We start from the raw sequence: 15,846 nt of genomic DNA on the forward strand, positions 1-15,846 counted from the left end.
CCTCTCTTTGGTTGGGACGCCCGCCGAACCGCGACAATTGATGTCACCACTGCCCGTCCGAACTGTCGCCTTCCCGCTGCTGCTCGGACTAGCGGGAGGTATTGCTCATTTCGTGAAGCGCACCAACTGGCCGAGCGGCTGGTTGCGGCGATCCTCGTGGATGCGGTCTACATCTGCTTTGAAGACCCCCCGCCCGGCACCGTTCGCCCCGCGGCTGACGCACTTCCAGCCGCCACTGATCGCCGGGGGCTGCCAACCGCCACCTTCTGGATCGGCAGCAACGAACCGTTCGCCGTTGCGGGAGATGAATCTCACCTAGCGAAGAGCCATCCTGTTCCGGCTCTCAAGTGCGTGCTCGATAAACTCAGGTCCCGGTAAAGTCCGGCGGGCGCTTCTCCGTAAACGCGAGCATGCCCTCCTTGGAGTCGTCCGTCATGGTCAGACGGGCGATAGCGCTTTGCTCGAACGCAAGGCCGTTTTCGGCCGTGGCACCGACTGCAGTTCGGATGCAGGCCTTCGTTGCACGCACTGCGGCAGGGGCACGCTGCGCGATCGTCGCCGCAATTTGCACGGCGCGAGGAACGGTGTCGGCCACCCTGCACACTTCCACCGCAAATCCGAATTGAAGGGCCCGCTCGGCATTGATGGGCTCACCCGTCAGGAGCATGTAGGACGCCAGATTGGGCGACAGCTTGCGCGGAAGTCGCTGGGTTCCTCCGTCGCCTGCCATGCCGCCGATCTTGATCTCGGGTTGCCCGAATTCGGCGTTGTCGCCGGCGACGATGAAATCGCACACCATTGCAAGCTCGCATCCGGCACCGAACGCAATACCGTTCACCGCAGCGATAAGAGGCTTGCCGAAGAACTCGATCGCCCGCCAGGCGGCTACCCTGGCCGGACTGTTCGCCACCGCTGTAGGCCCGAACGCCACCATTTCCTTGATATCCGCGCCGGCCGCGAAGCTTGAATCCGAACCGGTGATGACGACACAACGGACGGAGCTGTCGGTTTCCAGTTGTGTAAGCAGGCGACCCAACTCAACGATCATGGAACTGTGCAGCGCATTCTTTTTTTCGGGCCGGTCGAACCTTATCAAGGCGACGTACTCGGCCGGGCGCTCCAGTATCACCTTGGCAGAATGATTGTCCGCTAAAGTCATGAATTCTCCAGTTCTTCCGAGCACGATTGTTTAGAGCGTTCATGAATTCCTGTAATGCCGGGGGCATTCAGGGCAATAAAAGGTTCGAATGCTGGGCTAGGTACCATGTGCGCATCAGCGGTTGCTTTGGAGGATAGTTTGGCCGCAGATGAAGCCCCATGTCATGTACGGGCCGAGGGTGGTACCGACCTGGCTCGGCGTGCGCGCACCGGTCGGGCTGGCCATCACGTTGCCGGCGCAGTAAAGCCCCGGAATGACGGTGCCGTCGGCGCGGAGCGCCTGACCCCGGGCATTTGTGCGCACTCCGCCCTTGGTACCGAGCAAGGAGGGTCTGAACCGGTAGGCGACGTAAGGCGGAGTATCGATCTCCTCCATCAGCCCCAAGTTCTCCGCAAGCTTTCTCTCGTAGGTATTCGAAGTCCCGCGCTTGAAATCGAGATCCCGTCCGGTGCGCGCGAAACCGTTGAAACGCTCCACCGTGTCCTTCAGGTTCTGAACGGGCAGTTTGGTCCGCTCAGCCAATTCCTCTATCGACGACGCTTTGAGAAGCCAATCACGTTTGTACCGGCGGTACCACCGGATCAATGGCGTCCGTTTAACCATAGGCCAGTGGCTGATGACCCATGCAGGTTGGTGGATGAGCTCTCCCGCTTCGTTTCTGTCCATGATGCGATCGTACACCCAAAACTCGTACTCGCTCGCAAAACGACGCCCGTATCTGTCCACGATGATAGCGTCAGGCTCCGCGTGTATTCTCAAGGGAAGTCCGTGTAACTCGCCCTCATAGGTGACGGGGGGCTGAATGACGATATTGCCCTGATCCATGTGGGCGAAAGCTGCACCGACAGCCTGCGCCATTTTGTGTCCGTCACCTTCATTGCTGCTCGGCGAGCTTTTGAAGTCTACCTCGCTGGGAAAGTAGGTGGCCAGCATCTGCGCATCCCATTCGAAGCCGCCTGTCGCCAGCACCACTGCGCTACGCGCCTCAAAGGTGTGAAGCGCACCGTACCGCTCCACCTGAACGCCCGTCACCACGCCGGCGTCATCGGTTTTGAGCGTCATCGCGCGGGTGGACAGTTCGATCAGGCAGCCTTGGTCCAGGCAGCCCTTGAGCAGGCCGATGATCAAGCCGTTTCCCTGGGCCATTGAGTCCGACCACCATCGTCGAAACAGCAGGGGCAGCGATTGAAGCATGCCGAGGATGGGATGACGGTCCAGCTTCGCGTCCACGGTTTCCTGGAAGGTGAGCCTCTGCGGCAAGGTTGACCGCCGTACGCGGCTGCGCCACCAACCGAGAATCGCTTTGCTAAGGGGCTCAACCGCAAGAATTCTGCTCGATTTTGCGCCTTCGCACTCCTCGAAGGGGTCCGGTATCTGGGTTAGGCTGAACCTCAGCGGACTGTGGGCCTCGACCAGCTTGAGCATCTGCGGGCCGTTTTCGATCTGGCTTTTCCACAGCTCGTCTTCCGTTTCCTGCCATCCTTTGGGAGAGGCGGCCCGCATATAGGCGAGAGCCTCGGCGAAGCTGTCCGACAAACCGGCCCGTTCGGCGTAGTGATTGACGGGAAGCCAGGTCATTCCACCAGACATGGCACTCGTGCCGCCGAGCACATCCGTCTTCTCGATGATACGAACTGTCTTTCCTGCAACAGCCACGGTCAACGCTGCGGTAAGGGCGGCAGCGCCGGAGCCGACAACGATCACGTCCGTGACGTTACTTTCCGGCGGGACAGGGTCCGCAAAATAGATGTTCATCAGCGCATACATGCACGCTCCTTACCGGTTACAAGTTCCAGCTTTGGAACTTGCCTTGCCGAGCTTCAATCCACGATTGTGCGAGCGCTATCGATCGGTGGATTGAAGGAAGCCTTCCAGTATTTCCCAATATCTTTGCGGGCGCGTGTTGGGAAAAAAATGACCGCCGTTCATTATCTCCAACCTGGCGCCTTTGATGAGAGCCGCGATCTCGCGGGATTGATATTCGGCAGCGAGCATGTCGTCCGACGCACCGATCACCAAACTAGGCAGTTCGACGCTGCGTAATTCTTCTCGCCGATCGAACTTGTAGGGTGCCCTCATCCGGGCGGACAAGACCTCATCCGCCATGCTTTGGGTGACATTCTGGATACGACCCATAAGATCATAATTCGGATCGAGGACGTCGCCACCGGGCATCGCAAGGATCGCAGAAAGATGGCCACAAGTCACCGTGCCGGCCGCGTCAAGCACGCGTTGCCGCAGGTCGTTTATGAATTCCATATATCTGTCGAAAGCGCAGAACGTCCCGCTGAAGACCGCCGCCTCAAAAAGCTCGGGATGATCGAGCACCAGGCACTGGGCGATGACCCCCCCCATCGAATGTCCCACTACGGTGACCTTGCTGGCTTCCGCGTCGGCGAGAATGTCGATTGCATCTCCGACAATTTCCCGGAGGGTGTGTACGCCTTCCCGCGCTCGATTGGCGCCGCAGCCTCGCTGGTCGAAGCTCAGGACCGTGAAGCGTTCTGCCAGTTTGGGCCGATGGGCGTTCCAAAAGCTTGCATGCCCGCCGAGGCCCGTCACAAGCAAGATCGCCCGGGCGCCGGTTCCTTCACGATTGTAAGCCAGTACCATTGTTAGATCTCACCGTGTCGTTGGGGCCTCTGACCTGATCGCTACGCGAATCAGGCCCGTTGGGTATCGACCACCTTCTTTTCGATCAGCTGGCCGATCTGATCCTGGGAATAGCCGTACTCAGCCAAAATCTCTTCGGAGTGCTGTCCCAACAACGGCGGCGGCTTCAACGCGATCTGTGGAAATTCCGAGGACTTGATGGCGTTACCCACCGTACGAAGAAGTCCGTGTTTGGGATGGTCGAGCTCTATGAGGATATTGTTTTCCTTCACTTGAGGATGCTTAAGCGTCTCGCCAAGCGGGAGAACCGGACTGCACAGAATATCCACCCTGTCGAGTCGCGTCAGGCACTCTTCTGTCGTGAACTTGCTGAACCCCTCGCTCATGCGCCGTCTGTATTCGGTTCTGTTCGCCATCTGCTGTGCCAGCGTGGCGAATTCGGGATCGGACGTGATGTCGGGTATTTCCAGGGCCTGGCAGATATCAGAAACCGGATTGGGCCTCAGCACCGCTATGACCGCAACAAACCCGTCGGATGCGGCGAAAATGTCCATGGGGTCTGACTCGAGCGGATTGAAGTCGTGGCCCGTGCGGAGCTTCTGCGTGACCTCCTGCTGCTGCATGACCAGAAATACGTCGAGCAGGTTGATCTCGATTTTCTGCCCCCGACCCGCTCGTTCACGATGAAGGAGTGCCAGAAGAACGCTTTGGACGAGGATCATTCCAGCGGAGAAGTCCGCCGCCGAAACAGGAAACAGCTGCGGCTTTCCGCTTGGATCCTTGTTGTCGTGCGCGACGCCGGCGAGAGCCTGGGCCACGAAGTCCATCCCCCCCTTCTGCGACAGAGGACCGGTCGTGCCAAACCCCGAGCCCTCGACGTAGATGATCCGATCGTTGTCCTTACGGATATCCTCATAACCCAATCCAAGACGCTCGATGACGCCCGGCCGGAAATTATGGACGAAGACGTCGGATTCTCTGGCGATCTTCCGGAGGATCTCCCTACCCTCCTCAGTCTTCATGTCGAGTGCCAAACTTCTCTTGTTTCGGTTCATCGCCATGAAGTTGCAGCTCTCGTCATCCTTGTTCGGGCGATGACGGTCGATCGCCCGACTGATGTCCCCCAGACCGGGTTTCTCGATCTTGATGATATCGGCGCCAAAATCGCCAAGCACTTGGGTGCCACACGGCCCAAACATGATCTGGGACAGATCACAGATGCGAATGCCGTCTAATGGAAGCGCCATGGAGTTGTCCCTTTCAAGACTGCGGATGACGATGCTCAACTCGGAACTCAGATGCCGGGGATGATAAACCCGTACTTCTCTACGAGAAGTCTTTCCGTCGTTGGATTGCGAGGAATTGCCGCCGGCCTTTCCGCACCGGGAAGCTTACGCACTCCCGTCTCCCTCAAGGCCCCCTCAACGCTGGGGGGCAGAAAGACCCCGCCATATTTCAGCGGTTCCGTACCGTTGTTGACGAAGTGGTGCATCAAGGTCGGGGGCAAAACGATCAAATCGCCCTCGGCGATCGGGTATGCGACATCGCCCAAAATTGCGAGGCCCTTACCGTGGGTAACGATCACGATCTCCTCGGACATCACGTGACCGTGGTGCCGGACGTTGGCGCCAGGCTCCAGGAGCTGCGATGCCGCACAGAAATAGGTCAGAGGCAAAGCAGGTGCGGCAATCATGATGCTGACGTAACCCAGGCTGGGTGCAGCTTGCCAGTACTCTTCCCCCTCATCGTCCTGCACGATGATAAAATGACCGTCAAAGTCGCCGTTCGCGGCGTCGCCATCGTCGACGCCCAACATAGCTGCCGACTTCTTCGAAGCCTCGGCGCCATTTCCACCCACCGGGAAGAGATCAAAACGAGAGTCCGGGCCAGGGGGGAAGGAGATCACGGAGAAGCGAAGCGGCTCTTCGCCCTCCTGCTCCACTTTCACGGCGACGCCGCGGCCCCAGAACATGAATGTGCCCTTGGAGACCGCGTGCTGCTTGCCGCCGCAAAACACCCGACCTTTCCCGGAAAAACAGATAACCAATCGCTCGTTCAGTTCATAGGCCCGCGAACGGAGGTGCCCGCCTTTCGGCAAATCCACACCCACGACGGCGAAGTGAGTGTATTTGTGACTAATTGGCGATACCTTTACCAGCGCCGAGCCGCCGTCTTCGGAGCCGAGGCCCACCGGCGTCCCCTCGTTCGCTGCTACGAGTACTGCTTCAACTGGCGCCTTCGTGCTGACCTTAAACGGAACCGTATTCTGCATGGTGCTCCACTTGTCCTAGACGATGCTTTAAAATCTTGCCAAATCGACTTATCCGACCAGTCTCGCCGGGCATCGCCGACTTCCAAATTTCCTCAACAAGGGTACTTTCGCTACGATTGGCGGATAGAGAACAACGTTCGAATTGAGCCGAACTTTTTCGCGCGCAGCTCTGCAGGTGCCGTGAGTTACTTTCCGCCTGTTGCCGCAAAGGCAGGCCAAGAACACCATTTAACTCGGGTGGGAACAATGGTAAAATCCAATAAATAGCTGGACTTTTTGCTCAATGCGGCAGGCAATGGTCAGAGGCAGATCTGACCACCGACATCGAGGTGCATTTGCATGTCGACTGGTATTATCAAAGGGTCGCTCTACTGAAGCGGGGCGTCGAACATGTGACGCGGGACGACATCGCGGCCGCCGACGTCGGGCGGATGACCGTGTTCAATCACCTCCCCCGCAAGGAGGACATGTCTTCGATCGCGACGAAGTGGGCCGCGAAATCCTGCGCGAACCGTTACGGCAGCGCGATCTCGGCATCGTTCATCGCCGAGCGCAGCCCCTTCGCCGAGTTTTCAGGTCAGGGCCAACGCTTCGTTGAACCGCTGGTCCGATCTCATTCGTCGGTTTTGACCGGCGGATCGCCAGCCGTCTTGTGCGAGCGGGAACTTTGCTTCGCCTGAGTGCGCACTTTGCTTGCCATCGAAGAGTTGATCGGCCGCGTCGAACAGACCGGGAGGGTTGCTTTGCAGCGTAGGTAGTTGAGCTCGGGTTTAGGCAGGGTATGGGCGAAAATCCCAAGCGTACGGATTTCCTCCGGAGAAAAGGCGGCGCGCGAACCGGCTTCGGTGTTGACACCGACAGCCGCTCCCGTTTGACGATGGACTGGCTGTTGTTCATTTCAATTGGCTTCCAACAAGGTCTGAACGAGTTTCTCGGCATTGCGGAGCGCCAGCGCCGCAATGGTGCTGGTGGGGTTTGCCGCGCCCCCGGTGACGAAGATGCTTCCGTCCGAGATAGTCAGGTTCGGCACGTCGTGCGCCCTGCCGTATTCATCCACAACGGACGTTTTGGGGTCGCTTCCCATCCTGGCGGTCCCGAGAAGATGACCGGGCTCCCCTTGCAGGTCATTTATCTCGATGGTTTTCTTAGCTCCGGCGGCCCGGTGGATCTCGGACATACGAGCCACGGTAAAGTCACGGATCTTCAGCGTGTTCTCGCTATATCGATAGCTTATTTTAGGTGCCGGAATGCCGTCACTATCGCGAAGACTGGGGTCGAGGGTGACTCGGTTACTTTCCTCGGGAAGGTCATCTATGTTCGCCGCCCAGAAAATCGCGTTTCTCGCGTCACGGATAACTTGATGGAAACTCGGGCCCCACAAATCCTCGAAAGGCAGAAGTCTGTGCGGGTCCACGCCGTTGAACAGCAATCCCGGCGTGGGGCAGGCATGCATCTTGCTGCCGCGCATGAAACCCCGCGAGCGATCCGTTTCATAGAATTGCATGGAACTGGCCGCGGAACCCGCCGGCCCGCGCCACGATTCGAGTTCTTCGTCGTAGTATCCAATGACGGCGCAGTTCGGGTGCAGCATCAGGTTCTTGCCGACGAGACCCGACGAATTGGCCAGTCCTTGGGGATGACGTTCGCTTGCCGACAGCAGGAGCAGCCTCGGGGTGCCGATGCCGTTGGCGCAGACGACGACCTGTTTGGCCTTGGTATGGCGTTCTTCACCCTTGGAAATCCACGTGGCGCCGGTCGCCGCGCCGCCCGCGTCGGTGGTGATTTTGGACACGCGCGCGCCGGTGACCAATTTGGCACCGGCCTTGATGGAACTGGGCCAGTAAGCCAGATCAAAGGATGCCTTAGCTCCCTCGGGGCAGCCCTGGGTGCAGGTGCCCCAACGGGCACAGGCGGCAAGGGAGCCGATCTTTTGACTAGGGATCGCGTTTGCATGGGGCCACCAGTGCCACTGCAGTGCATTCATCGCTTCGGCAGCCTTCCTGCCGAACTTTCCCAGAGGCAGCGGGGGCATCTTGGGAGCGTAGCCCTCAGGATAGGCGGGATCACCCTCCAGTCCGGATACCCCGATGAAGTCGTCCACCTTGTCATGGAAAGGAGAGAGGGTTTCGTAGCTTATCGGCCAGTCGCTCGCTACCCCGTCCAACGTGCGCACGCGAAAGTCGGAAGGGGCGAGGCGTGCCCAAAGGGCGCTGAAATGAATGGTGGATCCGCCTACGGCGCTGTACATTGAAGGGGCGAGGTCGGTGTCGGACACCTCCAGCGGGTAGTCCGCAGGATTACGGCGGCGGTTGGGCTCGGCCTGCCAGTGGCCACGCGCCACCAACTCCCACATATCGAAGTTTGCCGGATAGTCCGACGGAAGTGCGTAGTCGCCCTGCTCAAGGCATATGACCTTGAAGCCGGCGCCGGCCACCGCATGCGCGGTGATGGCACCGGAAGGCCCGGCGCCGATAATCAGCACGTCATAGGTATCGTCGTCAGCACTTGTCACGTTCATGGTTGCCTCGCCTGTGCATTTTGAAATTTGCTTGCGTCCCGCGCGGCGCGTTCGGCCACGGGTATGACTGCGCGTCGTGAAAGTCGGCTCCCGCCAAGGCGGCGGCGCCCTCGACCCTGATAAGGCACTCGGCGTTTTGGCATATCAAGTCCGTGAGACCTGTGCAGCGGGGCGGCACGCGAAGACCCCGTCATGGCTGCCCCGCTCTCACGTTTGAAGGCGCTGCTCGCTACGACCGCGATGTCAGTGTCCTCGGCCTTGCCCGAGGAAAAACACGGAAGCGGGCGACCGTCGGCGAATGAAAATCTCGCGCCGAGCCTCTTCGAGGGTGCTGTGAACCGGCCGTTGATGAAATGTCCGTATAAGGGCGGCGGGTTCAATGAGCTCAGCGAATTCACGAAGGATTCCTCCCGCAAAAATACTGCTTTAATCGGTGATGAACCGGACGAATTCCTGAGGCGCGGTCACGTCGACTTCCTGGCCGACGTGGAGGCTAGAACGATCCGTCACCATGATGCAATGGCAGTCCCAGAGGCGAGATAAACGTTTGTGAGCTGGCCGAGGAGCCCGGTAAGCTCGACGGCAGTTCTGGTCGAGAACGATTTGCGGAGCGCTGGCGCCCAGGTGCCGAGAGCGTCTCTTCAGGGGCTGCATTTCTGTGCGCGTCTCAAGCAAAAAAGCGATCGCGACACTGTATCTCCGAAAAAGTGTGCGGCGACATGTCCTGTGTCGCGACATGCTCACCATCCATTGCCGGCAACAATGGTAAAATCCAGCTAAGGCTTGGACAATGTGCTCAAGAGCCTCCGTGCCCGGCCCGACGCGGAGCGGGGGTGCCGGTGGAGATGGTGTCGCCGGATGCCGCGACATGAACTGGAGATGGGTCCAGATGTCTAGGAGCTATTGGGTGGAAGCGCGCGAAAATCGATCGGGCTCGGGCGACACCTTGTCCAGACGCATCAGGAAGCCTGATATACGTCTGCAGTTGTAACCAACGTTCCCGATCCAGCCGCTCTATAGCAATTGGGCGGGTCCAAATACGTCCACATGTCAGCACCCGAAGCGCAGGAAGCCTCCTTTGCAGGCCGGCCTCACCTGAATATCGGCACGCCCTAGTAAGGCAGGCCGACATAATTCTCGGCCAGCGCCGTCGACGCCGCTTGCGAATGCACGAGATAGTCCAGCTCGGCTTCCTGGATGCGCTGGCCGAAGTCGCCCGTATCAGGGAAGCGGTGCAGCATCGTCGTCATCCACCAGGAAAAGCGCACGGCTTTCCACACCCGCGCCAGCGCCTTGCCTGAATAGGCATCGATGCCGGCGCGCGATTTCTCGACATAGAAATCTCTTAGGCCTGAAAACAGATAGCGCACGTCGCTGGCAGCGAGGTTGAGGCCCTTGGCGCCCGTCGGCGGCACGATGTGGGCGGCGTCGCCAACCAGGAAAAGCCGGCCGAAGCGCAGCGGCTCGGCAACGAAGGAGCGCAGCGGCGCGATCGATTTCTCGAAGGATGGACCTGTGGTGACCGCAGCCGCTGTCTGCGGCGGCAAGCGGCGGCGCAACTCTTCCCAGAAGCGGTCGTCCGACCACGCCACGACCTGGTCGTCGAGAGGACATTGCACATAGTAGCGGCTGCGGTGCGTCGACCGCATCGAGCACAGCGCAAAACCGCGCTCGTGGTTGGCGTAGACCAGTTCGTAGTCGGCCGGCGGCACTTCGGCCAGCACGCCGAGCCAACCGAACGGATATTGCCGCTCGAACGTCTTCAGCGCGCGCTCCGGCACCGATTTGCGGCTGACGCCGTGATAGCCATCACAACCGGCGATGAAATCGCAGTCGATGCGATCGGTGACGCCGCCCTTGTCGTAGGTGGCGAAAGGTGCGTCACCGTCGAAACCATGGAGCGCAACGTTTGCCGCCTCGTAGATCGTGGTCAGTCCTGCCGCATCGCGCTTGTCCATCAGATCATGCGTCACTTCGGTCTGGCCGTAGACGGTGACATGCCTGCCGCCAGTCAAAGCCTCGAGGTCGATGCGGTGCAGGCCGTCGTTGAAAGCCAGCGAGAACCCTGTGTGCGGCAGCCCCTCGGCGCGCAGCCGTGCCGCGGCGCCCACCTCCTGCAGCAATTCCACCGTGCCCTGCTCGAGCACACCGGCGCGCACGCGGGAAAGCACATGCTCGCGGCTCGAACGCTCGAGGATGACGGTTTCGACACCGATGCCGGCCAGCAGCTGTCCGAGCAACAGGCCGGACGGTCCCGAACCGACGATGACGACTTGTGTACGCATCAGTGCCCCAGGTTTTCGATCTGCGCGGCCAGTTCGGCGGCCAGCCGCAATGACGCGGCGGTGGCGACGACCATCTGCGGCAGCAGCAGCCATTCCAGCGTCCAGGCCGCGCCCGAGCGCTCCTGCTCATGCACCAGCGCCTGATGCATGCCGGAAAGCTGCGTGGCGTTGAAGCGGGCGAGCGCCACCAGCGCTTCGGCCTTCACCGGGTTCTGCTTGTGCGGCATGGCCGACGAGCCGCCACCGCCCGATAGCGCGATTTCGGTGCCCCTTTGCGCCATCAGCGCAATGTCCTGGCCGAACTTGCCGAGGCTGCCGGTCACCAGCGACAGCCAGCCGGCAAAATCCGCAAGGGTGTCGCGCTGGCACTGCCATTGCGGCGCATCGGCAAGGCCGAGTTTTGCGGCAAGTGCGGCACGCACGGCCGGCCCCTTGCCGCCAAGCTTTTCCAGCGTGCCGGCGGCACCACCGAACTGAACCACAAGCAGACGTGCGGACTGGTCCGACAATCTTTGCTGATGACGCAGCAGCGGCGCCAGCCATGTGGCTACGCGATCCAGCGCTCGAATAGGGATCGCCGGCCGCATCCGCGTCATTCCGGTCAGCGCTCTGCCCCCGAAACGCTCATCGAGCGCCGAAAGGCGCACGATGTTTTCGGTCAGCAGCAGACTGAGATGGTCGACCACAGACTTCAGCCGCAGCACCAGCGCCGTGTCGATGACATCCTGGCTGGTTGCACCGAAATGAACGGAAGCGCCGTGCGGTTCGCCGACCGCCGCCCTGATCTGGCGCACCAGTTCCGGAACCATGACGCCATCCTTCGCCACGCCGGCACGTAGCAAGCCTGTGTCCGGCCTGAACAAGTTCAGCGCCGCAACGATCGCTGCGGCGGCGTCCAGGCCGACAATACCGTTGTCGGCCTCCGCCTCCGCCAGCGCGCCCTCAAATGCCAACGCCGCGGCGATTTCTGCTTCGACAGAAAAATGCCTGGCGGTCTCCTCGTCGCCGAGAAGGCTGGAAAGCAGCGGATGATCGAAAGGCGATACGGTCATGGTGCCGGTCAGCTGTCGAAGAAGACCGTCTCCTTGTCGCCCTGGAGATGGACGTCGAAGACGTAAGTGTTGTCCTGGCGCTCGGCGATCAGTGTCGGCACGCGAACGCGGTGCTCAATGAGCGCCAGGATAGGATCCTGCGCATTGGCCTGCGCCTCATCGGAAAAATACAGCCGCGTCTGCAGGCCGATGTTGATGCCACGAGCGACGATCCAAAGGCTGACATGCGGCGCCATCAGTCGCCCGTCCTGGTACGGCACGCGGCCGGGCTTGATCGTTTCGAAATCGCACAGGCCCGTTTCCATGTCGGTCGGGCAGCGGCCCCAGCCCTGGAAATTCGGATCGGCGGCACCGCGCAATTCGGCGGGCGAATTGTACAGCCCGTCGGCATCGGCTTGCCAGATCTCGATCAACGCATCCTTGAGCGGCGTGCTGGTGCCGTCGAGCACCCGGATCTTGAGACCGATTCGCTCGCCCTTGGTCTTGTCGTTGACCATGGTAGCGCCGAGGTCGGCCGCATAGACGCCGCTAATGCCGCAGAAATTCGGCGTCAGCCCGATATGGACGTAGGGTCCGGCGGTCTGCGAAGGACTTTCCTTGAGCCGGCTGAGCGACTGCGCCATCAATTGCCCTCCGGCCGGTTTTCGAACAGCGAGGCACGGCGTCCGCGCAACACGATATCGAACTTGTAGGCGCGCGCGTCGAACGGGATCGTCGCCTGCATGTCGAGCGCGGCAACCAGCGTTTCGATCGCCGCCTTGTCGCGGATGCCGCGCACGATCGGGCACCGCCAGATCAGCGGGTCCCCCTCGAAATACATCTGCGTGATCAGCCGCTGCGCAAAGCCATGGCCGAAAACCGAGAAATGGATGTGTGCCGGGCGCCAGTCATTGGGGCCGTTCGGCCAGGGATAGGGACCGGGCTTGACGGTGCGAAAGGCGTAGCCGCCGTCCCCGCCTGCTATGGTGCGGCCGCAGCCGCCAAAATTCGGGTCGAGCGGGGCGAGATAGCCGTCCTTCTTGTGGCGGTAGCGGCCTCCGGCATTGGCCTGCCAGAATTCGAGCAGCACGCCGGGAACGCCAACGCCGCGCTCATCGAGCACACGCCCATGGACGATGATGCGCTCGCCGATGGCGCTTTCGCCAGGTCCTGCGAAATTGTGGATCAGGTCGGCGTCCAGGTCGCCGAGGATGGCGTGGCCAAACACCGGACCGGTGATCTCAGACGCCGTGTTGTCGAAAGCCAGCAGCGCCTTCTGCGGCGAGCGCAGCACCGAGGTCTTGTAGTCCGGCGTCAGCGCCGGCGGATGCCAGCTCCGGTCGCGCTGGAAGAAGGCGCCGGTCTCCGGCGTCCGGTTCGAACCGGGGTTAGCGGGCATGGACATTCTGGCTTTCGTCCATTTCCGAAAATACCCCCTTGGCGATCTTGAAGGCACGGTTGGCCGCCGGTACGCCGGCATAGATCCCGACATGCAGGAACGCTTCGCAGATATCGTCGCGTGACGCCCCAGTGTTGGCGGTGGCGCGCACATGCATGGCGACCTCTTCATCGTGACCGAGCGCCGCCAGCAGCGCCAACGTCACGATCGAGCGCTCGCGTCTGGACAGACCAGGTCGCGCCCACACGGTTCCCCAAGCCGCCTCGGTGATCAGGCTCTGGAACGGCCGGTCGAAATCGGTGGCGGCATTCGCGGCTCGGTCGACATGGCGGTCGCCGAGCACGGACCGACGGATTGCGAGGCCACTGCGATATCTGGCTGAGTTGCCGGGGACTTCATCCATGGGTTTCTGCTCCAGGGGCAAGTGATGCGACAAAATCGCGGATCAAGGCGGTCAGTGCTTCAGGCTGTTCGACGCAGGGAATGTGTCCGGCTTCGCGGATGATCTCGAAGCGCGCACCGGGGATCATCTCGGCCAACGAGCGAACAAGATCGGGAGGCGTGGAGCCATCCTGGTCGCCAGCGACGCAGAGCGTCGGTATGGCGATGCGGTGTGTCGCGTGGGTGAAATCAGCGTCGCGGACCACCATGCAGGTTTTGACATAGCCAGGCAGCGCCTGCCTGGTCAGCATGTTGCGGTATCCAGCAAGGTCGGCAGCGCGCGCGTCACGGAAATTCGGCGTGAACCACACTTTCATTACGCCGTCTGCGATCGCCTCGATGCCGTCGCGCTCGACGGCCGAAATTCGCGTGTTCCAGCTCTCGGCCGTGCCGATCTTGTGTGCCGTGTCGCACAGGATCAAGCCTTCGACCATGTTAGGGTGCCTGATATAAAACCCTTGCGCGATCAGACCGCCGACCGACAGGCCGCACAGCACGACCTTGTCCAGCCCGAAATGATCTATGAGGTGCGAGAGATCATCGACATGATCGTCGATCGACCTGATGTCGCTGTTATCGGAGAGCCCGTGGCCGCGCTTGTCGTAGACCAGCAGCGGCATTTCCCCGTCCAGGTTCGACAGGATCTGGTCCCAGATGCGGAAATCGGTGCCGAGCGAATTGATGAACACGATCGGCCCCGCGTTGCCAGCCGCCTTGATGTGGCGATGGTGCAGCGTGATGCCGCCGATGGTGTCAAATGGCACGACTTCGGTCCTCCTCCCCACAGTGCACAAACGCGATGCCTGTTTCCGCCCGGTCTCCCTAAGCGGCCCTCCGTTTTCGGCCACCCTGGATACTCGGTGGAGCCCGCAGGACATGCTTCACGGATGTATTGAAGCGTCGACAATCTACAACCAAAGGTTGCGTAAGACGTAGCCATTCAATCCATGCCTGAGTTGAAGAAATCACTTTCCCTCAAAGCGGGCAATGGTAATATCCAACATCATATTGGACATTCTCCTCATTCCCGCAATGCTGGAATTTGAGATTTGAGAGGTGAATCGCGATGCAGAAAACAACGAAGCGTGTAAATGGCTCAAGCCGCGCGCCAGCCTATTCTCTCTACGGCGAGAGCCCTGAGTTTGGTCGATCAATCTTCTCAAATGCAGAGTCGATTCTCGTTAGAAGCAACAACCTAATGTCAAATATCGACTTGCATGTGCATGTCGATTTGTATCAATTCGTCTATATTTCCGAGGGACGATCGACGCTTATATATCCAGACGGACAGCATCATTTTGGCAGCAATAGCCTTGTTATGATCCCACCGAATATGGAGCATGGTTTCTACTCCTACATCGATACGAAAACGTTTGGCCATGTAATAACAATTAGCACTGCGTATTTTGATCGACTAGCTCAGAAGGGATTTCTCGCCAGTGACTTGGTCAAACATATAACCATTATCGAACAGATCGAAAGAGATCGAAATCCCGAGGTTTTGACTGCAATAGAACGCGTTATATACGAGCACAGCAGGGAGACATATCCCTATATCATAGCACGAGAAGCAGCAGTCCTTTCTTTTATGGTTGAATTTCTAAGGATTGTTGCTGAAAGGAACGTGCTTCAGTTCGGCGTTAAAACGAGCGATACCGCCGATCCGGCAGGGAAAAGTAAGATTGAAATATTGTCGCAACTTATCGACAGATATTATAAAACTCATAAAAATGTGCAATTTTATGCTGACCGAATGAACATGTCGTTTTCAAATCTAAATAAGGTCTCCGTTCAAGCAACCGGTAAAACCGTACACTCAAATATAAAGGCGCGCAGTTTGGAGCAGGCTCGTTCGTATTTAGCGAATACAAACTTGAGCGTAAAGGAAATTTCTTTTACGCTCGGGTATGATGATGCGGCTTACTTCACTCGATTTTTCACTACGAACACGGGCCTATCGCCAATCGCTTTTCGTCGGCTGGCAACCAAAGGCCCGATCGCCGAACAAGCCCTGCCTGTCGATCAGATTTAAGCGTCAAGGGAGGGTGCAGATACCACCCGAAGCCGAACCTCGACGTTTCAAGGTGGTGAGCGGCGCTGGCAGCCGAGGTTCGATGGACGACAGAGA

The 15,846-nt window shown here is 59.6% G+C and carries 16 protein-coding genes; 3 read left to right on the forward strand and 13 right to left on the reverse strand.

From position 1 onward, the window contains the following. Positions 1-105 precede the first annotated feature (105 nt). From LB519_RS15575 to LB519_RS15600, 6 genes are all read right to left on the reverse strand, one after another. A complete protein-coding gene (locus tag LB519_RS15575; protein ID WP_224620490.1) occupies positions 106-315 on the reverse strand; it encodes a hypothetical protein in 210 nt (69 codons plus the stop codon). A 49-nt stretch (positions 316-364) separates the two neighbouring features. Next, on the reverse strand, positions 365-1,159 hold the full coding sequence (locus LB519_RS15580; RefSeq protein WP_224620491.1) for an enoyl-CoA hydratase-related protein: 795 nt from the start codon (positions 1,157-1,159) through the stop codon (positions 365-367). A 114-nt stretch (positions 1,160-1,273) separates the two neighbouring features. Beyond that, positions 1,274-2,926 carry an FAD-dependent oxidoreductase gene (locus LB519_RS15585; RefSeq protein ID WP_224620492.1) on the reverse strand — a complete coding sequence of 551 codons (1,653 nt, stop codon included), beginning with the start codon at positions 2,924-2,926 and terminating at the stop codon, positions 1,274-1,276. A gap of 75 nt (positions 2,927-3,001) precedes the next feature. Continuing rightward, the gene (locus LB519_RS15590; RefSeq protein ID WP_224620493.1) at positions 3,002-3,772 is read right to left on the reverse strand and encodes an alpha/beta fold hydrolase; all 771 of its coding nucleotides are present in this window, start codon (positions 3,770-3,772) and stop codon (positions 3,002-3,004) included. Positions 3,773-3,822: 50 nt separating this feature from the next. Beyond that, positions 3,823-5,058, reverse strand: a complete 1,236-nt coding sequence (locus tag LB519_RS15595; RefSeq protein WP_224620494.1) for a CaiB/BaiF CoA transferase family protein — start codon at positions 5,056-5,058, stop codon at positions 3,823-3,825. Between the two features lie 8 nt (positions 5,059-5,066). Next, positions 5,067-6,044 (reverse strand): cupin domain-containing protein, encoded by a 978-nt coding sequence (locus tag LB519_RS15600; protein WP_224620495.1) that lies wholly within the window; start codon positions 6,042-6,044, stop codon positions 5,067-5,069. A 335-nt stretch (positions 6,045-6,379) separates the two neighbouring features. Here LB519_RS15600 and LB519_RS31320 point away from each other — a divergent pair, with 335 nt between their 5' ends. After that, positions 6,380-6,724, forward strand: a complete 345-nt coding sequence (locus LB519_RS31320) for a hypothetical protein (protein WP_318011928.1) — start codon at positions 6,380-6,382, stop codon at positions 6,722-6,724. Positions 6,725-6,942: 218 nt separating this feature from the next. Here the strand turns inward: LB519_RS31320 and LB519_RS15610 are convergent, their stop codons facing one another. Beyond that, the gene (locus LB519_RS15610; RefSeq protein WP_224620496.1) at positions 6,943-8,562 is read right to left on the reverse strand and encodes a GMC family oxidoreductase; all 1,620 of its coding nucleotides are present in this window, start codon (positions 8,560-8,562) and stop codon (positions 6,943-6,945) included. Between the two features lie 192 nt (positions 8,563-8,754). Here LB519_RS15610 and LB519_RS15615 point away from each other — a divergent pair, with 192 nt between their 5' ends. Further along, positions 8,755-9,105 (forward strand): hypothetical protein, encoded by a 351-nt coding sequence (locus tag LB519_RS15615; protein ID WP_224620497.1) that lies wholly within the window; start codon positions 8,755-8,757, stop codon positions 9,103-9,105. A 569-nt stretch (positions 9,106-9,674) separates the two neighbouring features. Here the strand turns inward: LB519_RS15615 and pobA are convergent. Genes pobA through pcaD form a run of 6 tightly spaced genes read right to left on the reverse strand, consistent with a single transcriptional unit; the run spans position 9,675 to position 14,482 of the window. Next, positions 9,675-10,847 (reverse strand): 4-hydroxybenzoate 3-monooxygenase, encoded by a 1,173-nt coding sequence (pobA, locus tag LB519_RS15620; protein WP_224620498.1) that lies wholly within the window; start codon positions 10,845-10,847, stop codon positions 9,675-9,677. Next, complete coding sequence (locus LB519_RS15625) at positions 10,847-11,899, reverse strand: 3-carboxy-cis,cis-muconate cycloisomerase (RefSeq protein WP_224620499.1); 1,053 nt, start codon at positions 11,897-11,899, stop codon at positions 10,847-10,849. The genes pobA and LB519_RS15625 overlap by 1 nt, the downstream gene beginning before the upstream one ends. Positions 11,900-11,907: 8 nt before the next feature. Further along, positions 11,908-12,522 carry a protocatechuate 3,4-dioxygenase subunit alpha gene (gene pcaG, locus LB519_RS15630; RefSeq protein ID WP_224620500.1) on the reverse strand — a complete coding sequence of 205 codons (615 nt, stop codon included), beginning with the start codon at positions 12,520-12,522 and terminating at the stop codon, positions 11,908-11,910. Continuing rightward, entirely contained in the window at positions 12,522-13,277 is a 756-nt protein-coding gene (gene pcaH, locus LB519_RS15635) for a protocatechuate 3,4-dioxygenase subunit beta (protein WP_224620613.1), read from the reverse strand. Before pcaH ends, pcaG begins: the two co-directional genes overlap by 1 nt. Next, the gene (gene pcaC, locus LB519_RS15640) at positions 13,267-13,680 is read right to left on the reverse strand and encodes a 4-carboxymuconolactone decarboxylase (RefSeq protein ID WP_224620501.1); all 414 of its coding nucleotides are present in this window, start codon (positions 13,678-13,680) and stop codon (positions 13,267-13,269) included. The genes pcaH and pcaC overlap by 11 nt, the downstream gene beginning before the upstream one ends. Continuing rightward, a complete protein-coding gene (gene pcaD / locus LB519_RS15645) occupies positions 13,673-14,482 on the reverse strand; it encodes a 3-oxoadipate enol-lactonase (RefSeq protein ID WP_224620502.1) in 810 nt (269 codons plus the stop codon). The genes pcaC and pcaD overlap by 8 nt, the downstream gene beginning before the upstream one ends. 302 nt (positions 14,483-14,784) lie before the next feature. Between pcaD and LB519_RS15650 the strand changes: the two genes are divergently transcribed. Next, on the forward strand, positions 14,785-15,750 hold the full coding sequence (locus tag LB519_RS15650; RefSeq protein WP_224620503.1) for a helix-turn-helix domain-containing protein: 966 nt from the start codon (positions 14,785-14,787) through the stop codon (positions 15,748-15,750). The last annotated feature ends 96 nt before the right edge of the window (positions 15,751-15,846 follow it).

It is taken from the genome of Mesorhizobium sp. AD1-1 (assembly GCF_020164655.1).
GTDB lineage: Bacteria > Pseudomonadota > Alphaproteobacteria > Rhizobiales > Rhizobiaceae > Mesorhizobium > Mesorhizobium ciceri.

Bases quoted from the DNA above. Each gene is read 5' to 3' on its own strand.
- LB519_RS15580 (WP_224620491.1), bottom strand. From the start codon at position 1,159: ATGACTTTAGCGGACAATCATTCTGCCAAGGTGATACTGGAGCGCCCG.
- LB519_RS15585 (WP_224620492.1), bottom strand. From the start codon at position 2,926: ATGTATGCGCTGATGAACATCTATTTTGCGGACCCTGTCCCGCCGGAA.
- LB519_RS15590 (WP_224620493.1), bottom strand. From the start codon at position 3,772: ATGGTACTGGCTTACAATCGTGAAGGAACCGGCGCCCGGGCGATCTTG.
- LB519_RS15600 (WP_224620495.1), bottom strand. From the start codon at position 6,044: ATGCAGAATACGGTTCCGTTTAAGGTCAGCACGAAGGCGCCAGTTGAA.
- LB519_RS15610 (WP_224620496.1), bottom strand. From the start codon at position 8,562: ATGAACGTGACAAGTGCTGACGACGATACCTATGACGTGCTGATTATC.
- LB519_RS15615 (WP_224620497.1), top strand. From the start codon at position 8,755: ATGGCTGCCCCGCTCTCACGTTTGAAGGCGCTGCTCGCTACGACCGCG.
- pobA (WP_224620498.1), bottom strand. From the start codon at position 10,847: ATGCGTACACAAGTCGTCATCGTCGGTTCGGGACCGTCCGGCCTGTTG.
- LB519_RS15625 (WP_224620499.1), bottom strand. From the start codon at position 11,899: ATGACCGTATCGCCTTTCGATCATCCGCTGCTTTCCAGCCTTCTCGGC.
- pcaG (WP_224620500.1), bottom strand. From the start codon at position 12,522: ATGGCGCAGTCGCTCAGCCGGCTCAAGGAAAGTCCTTCGCAGACCGCC.
- pcaH (WP_224620613.1), bottom strand. From the start codon at position 13,277: ATGCCCGCTAACCCCGGTTCGAACCGGACGCCGGAGACCGGCGCCTTC.
- pcaC (WP_224620501.1), bottom strand. From the start codon at position 13,680: ATGGATGAAGTCCCCGGCAACTCAGCCAGATATCGCAGTGGCCTCGCA.
- LB519_RS15650 (WP_224620503.1), top strand. From the start codon at position 14,785: ATGCAGAAAACAACGAAGCGTGTAAATGGCTCAAGCCGCGCGCCAGCC.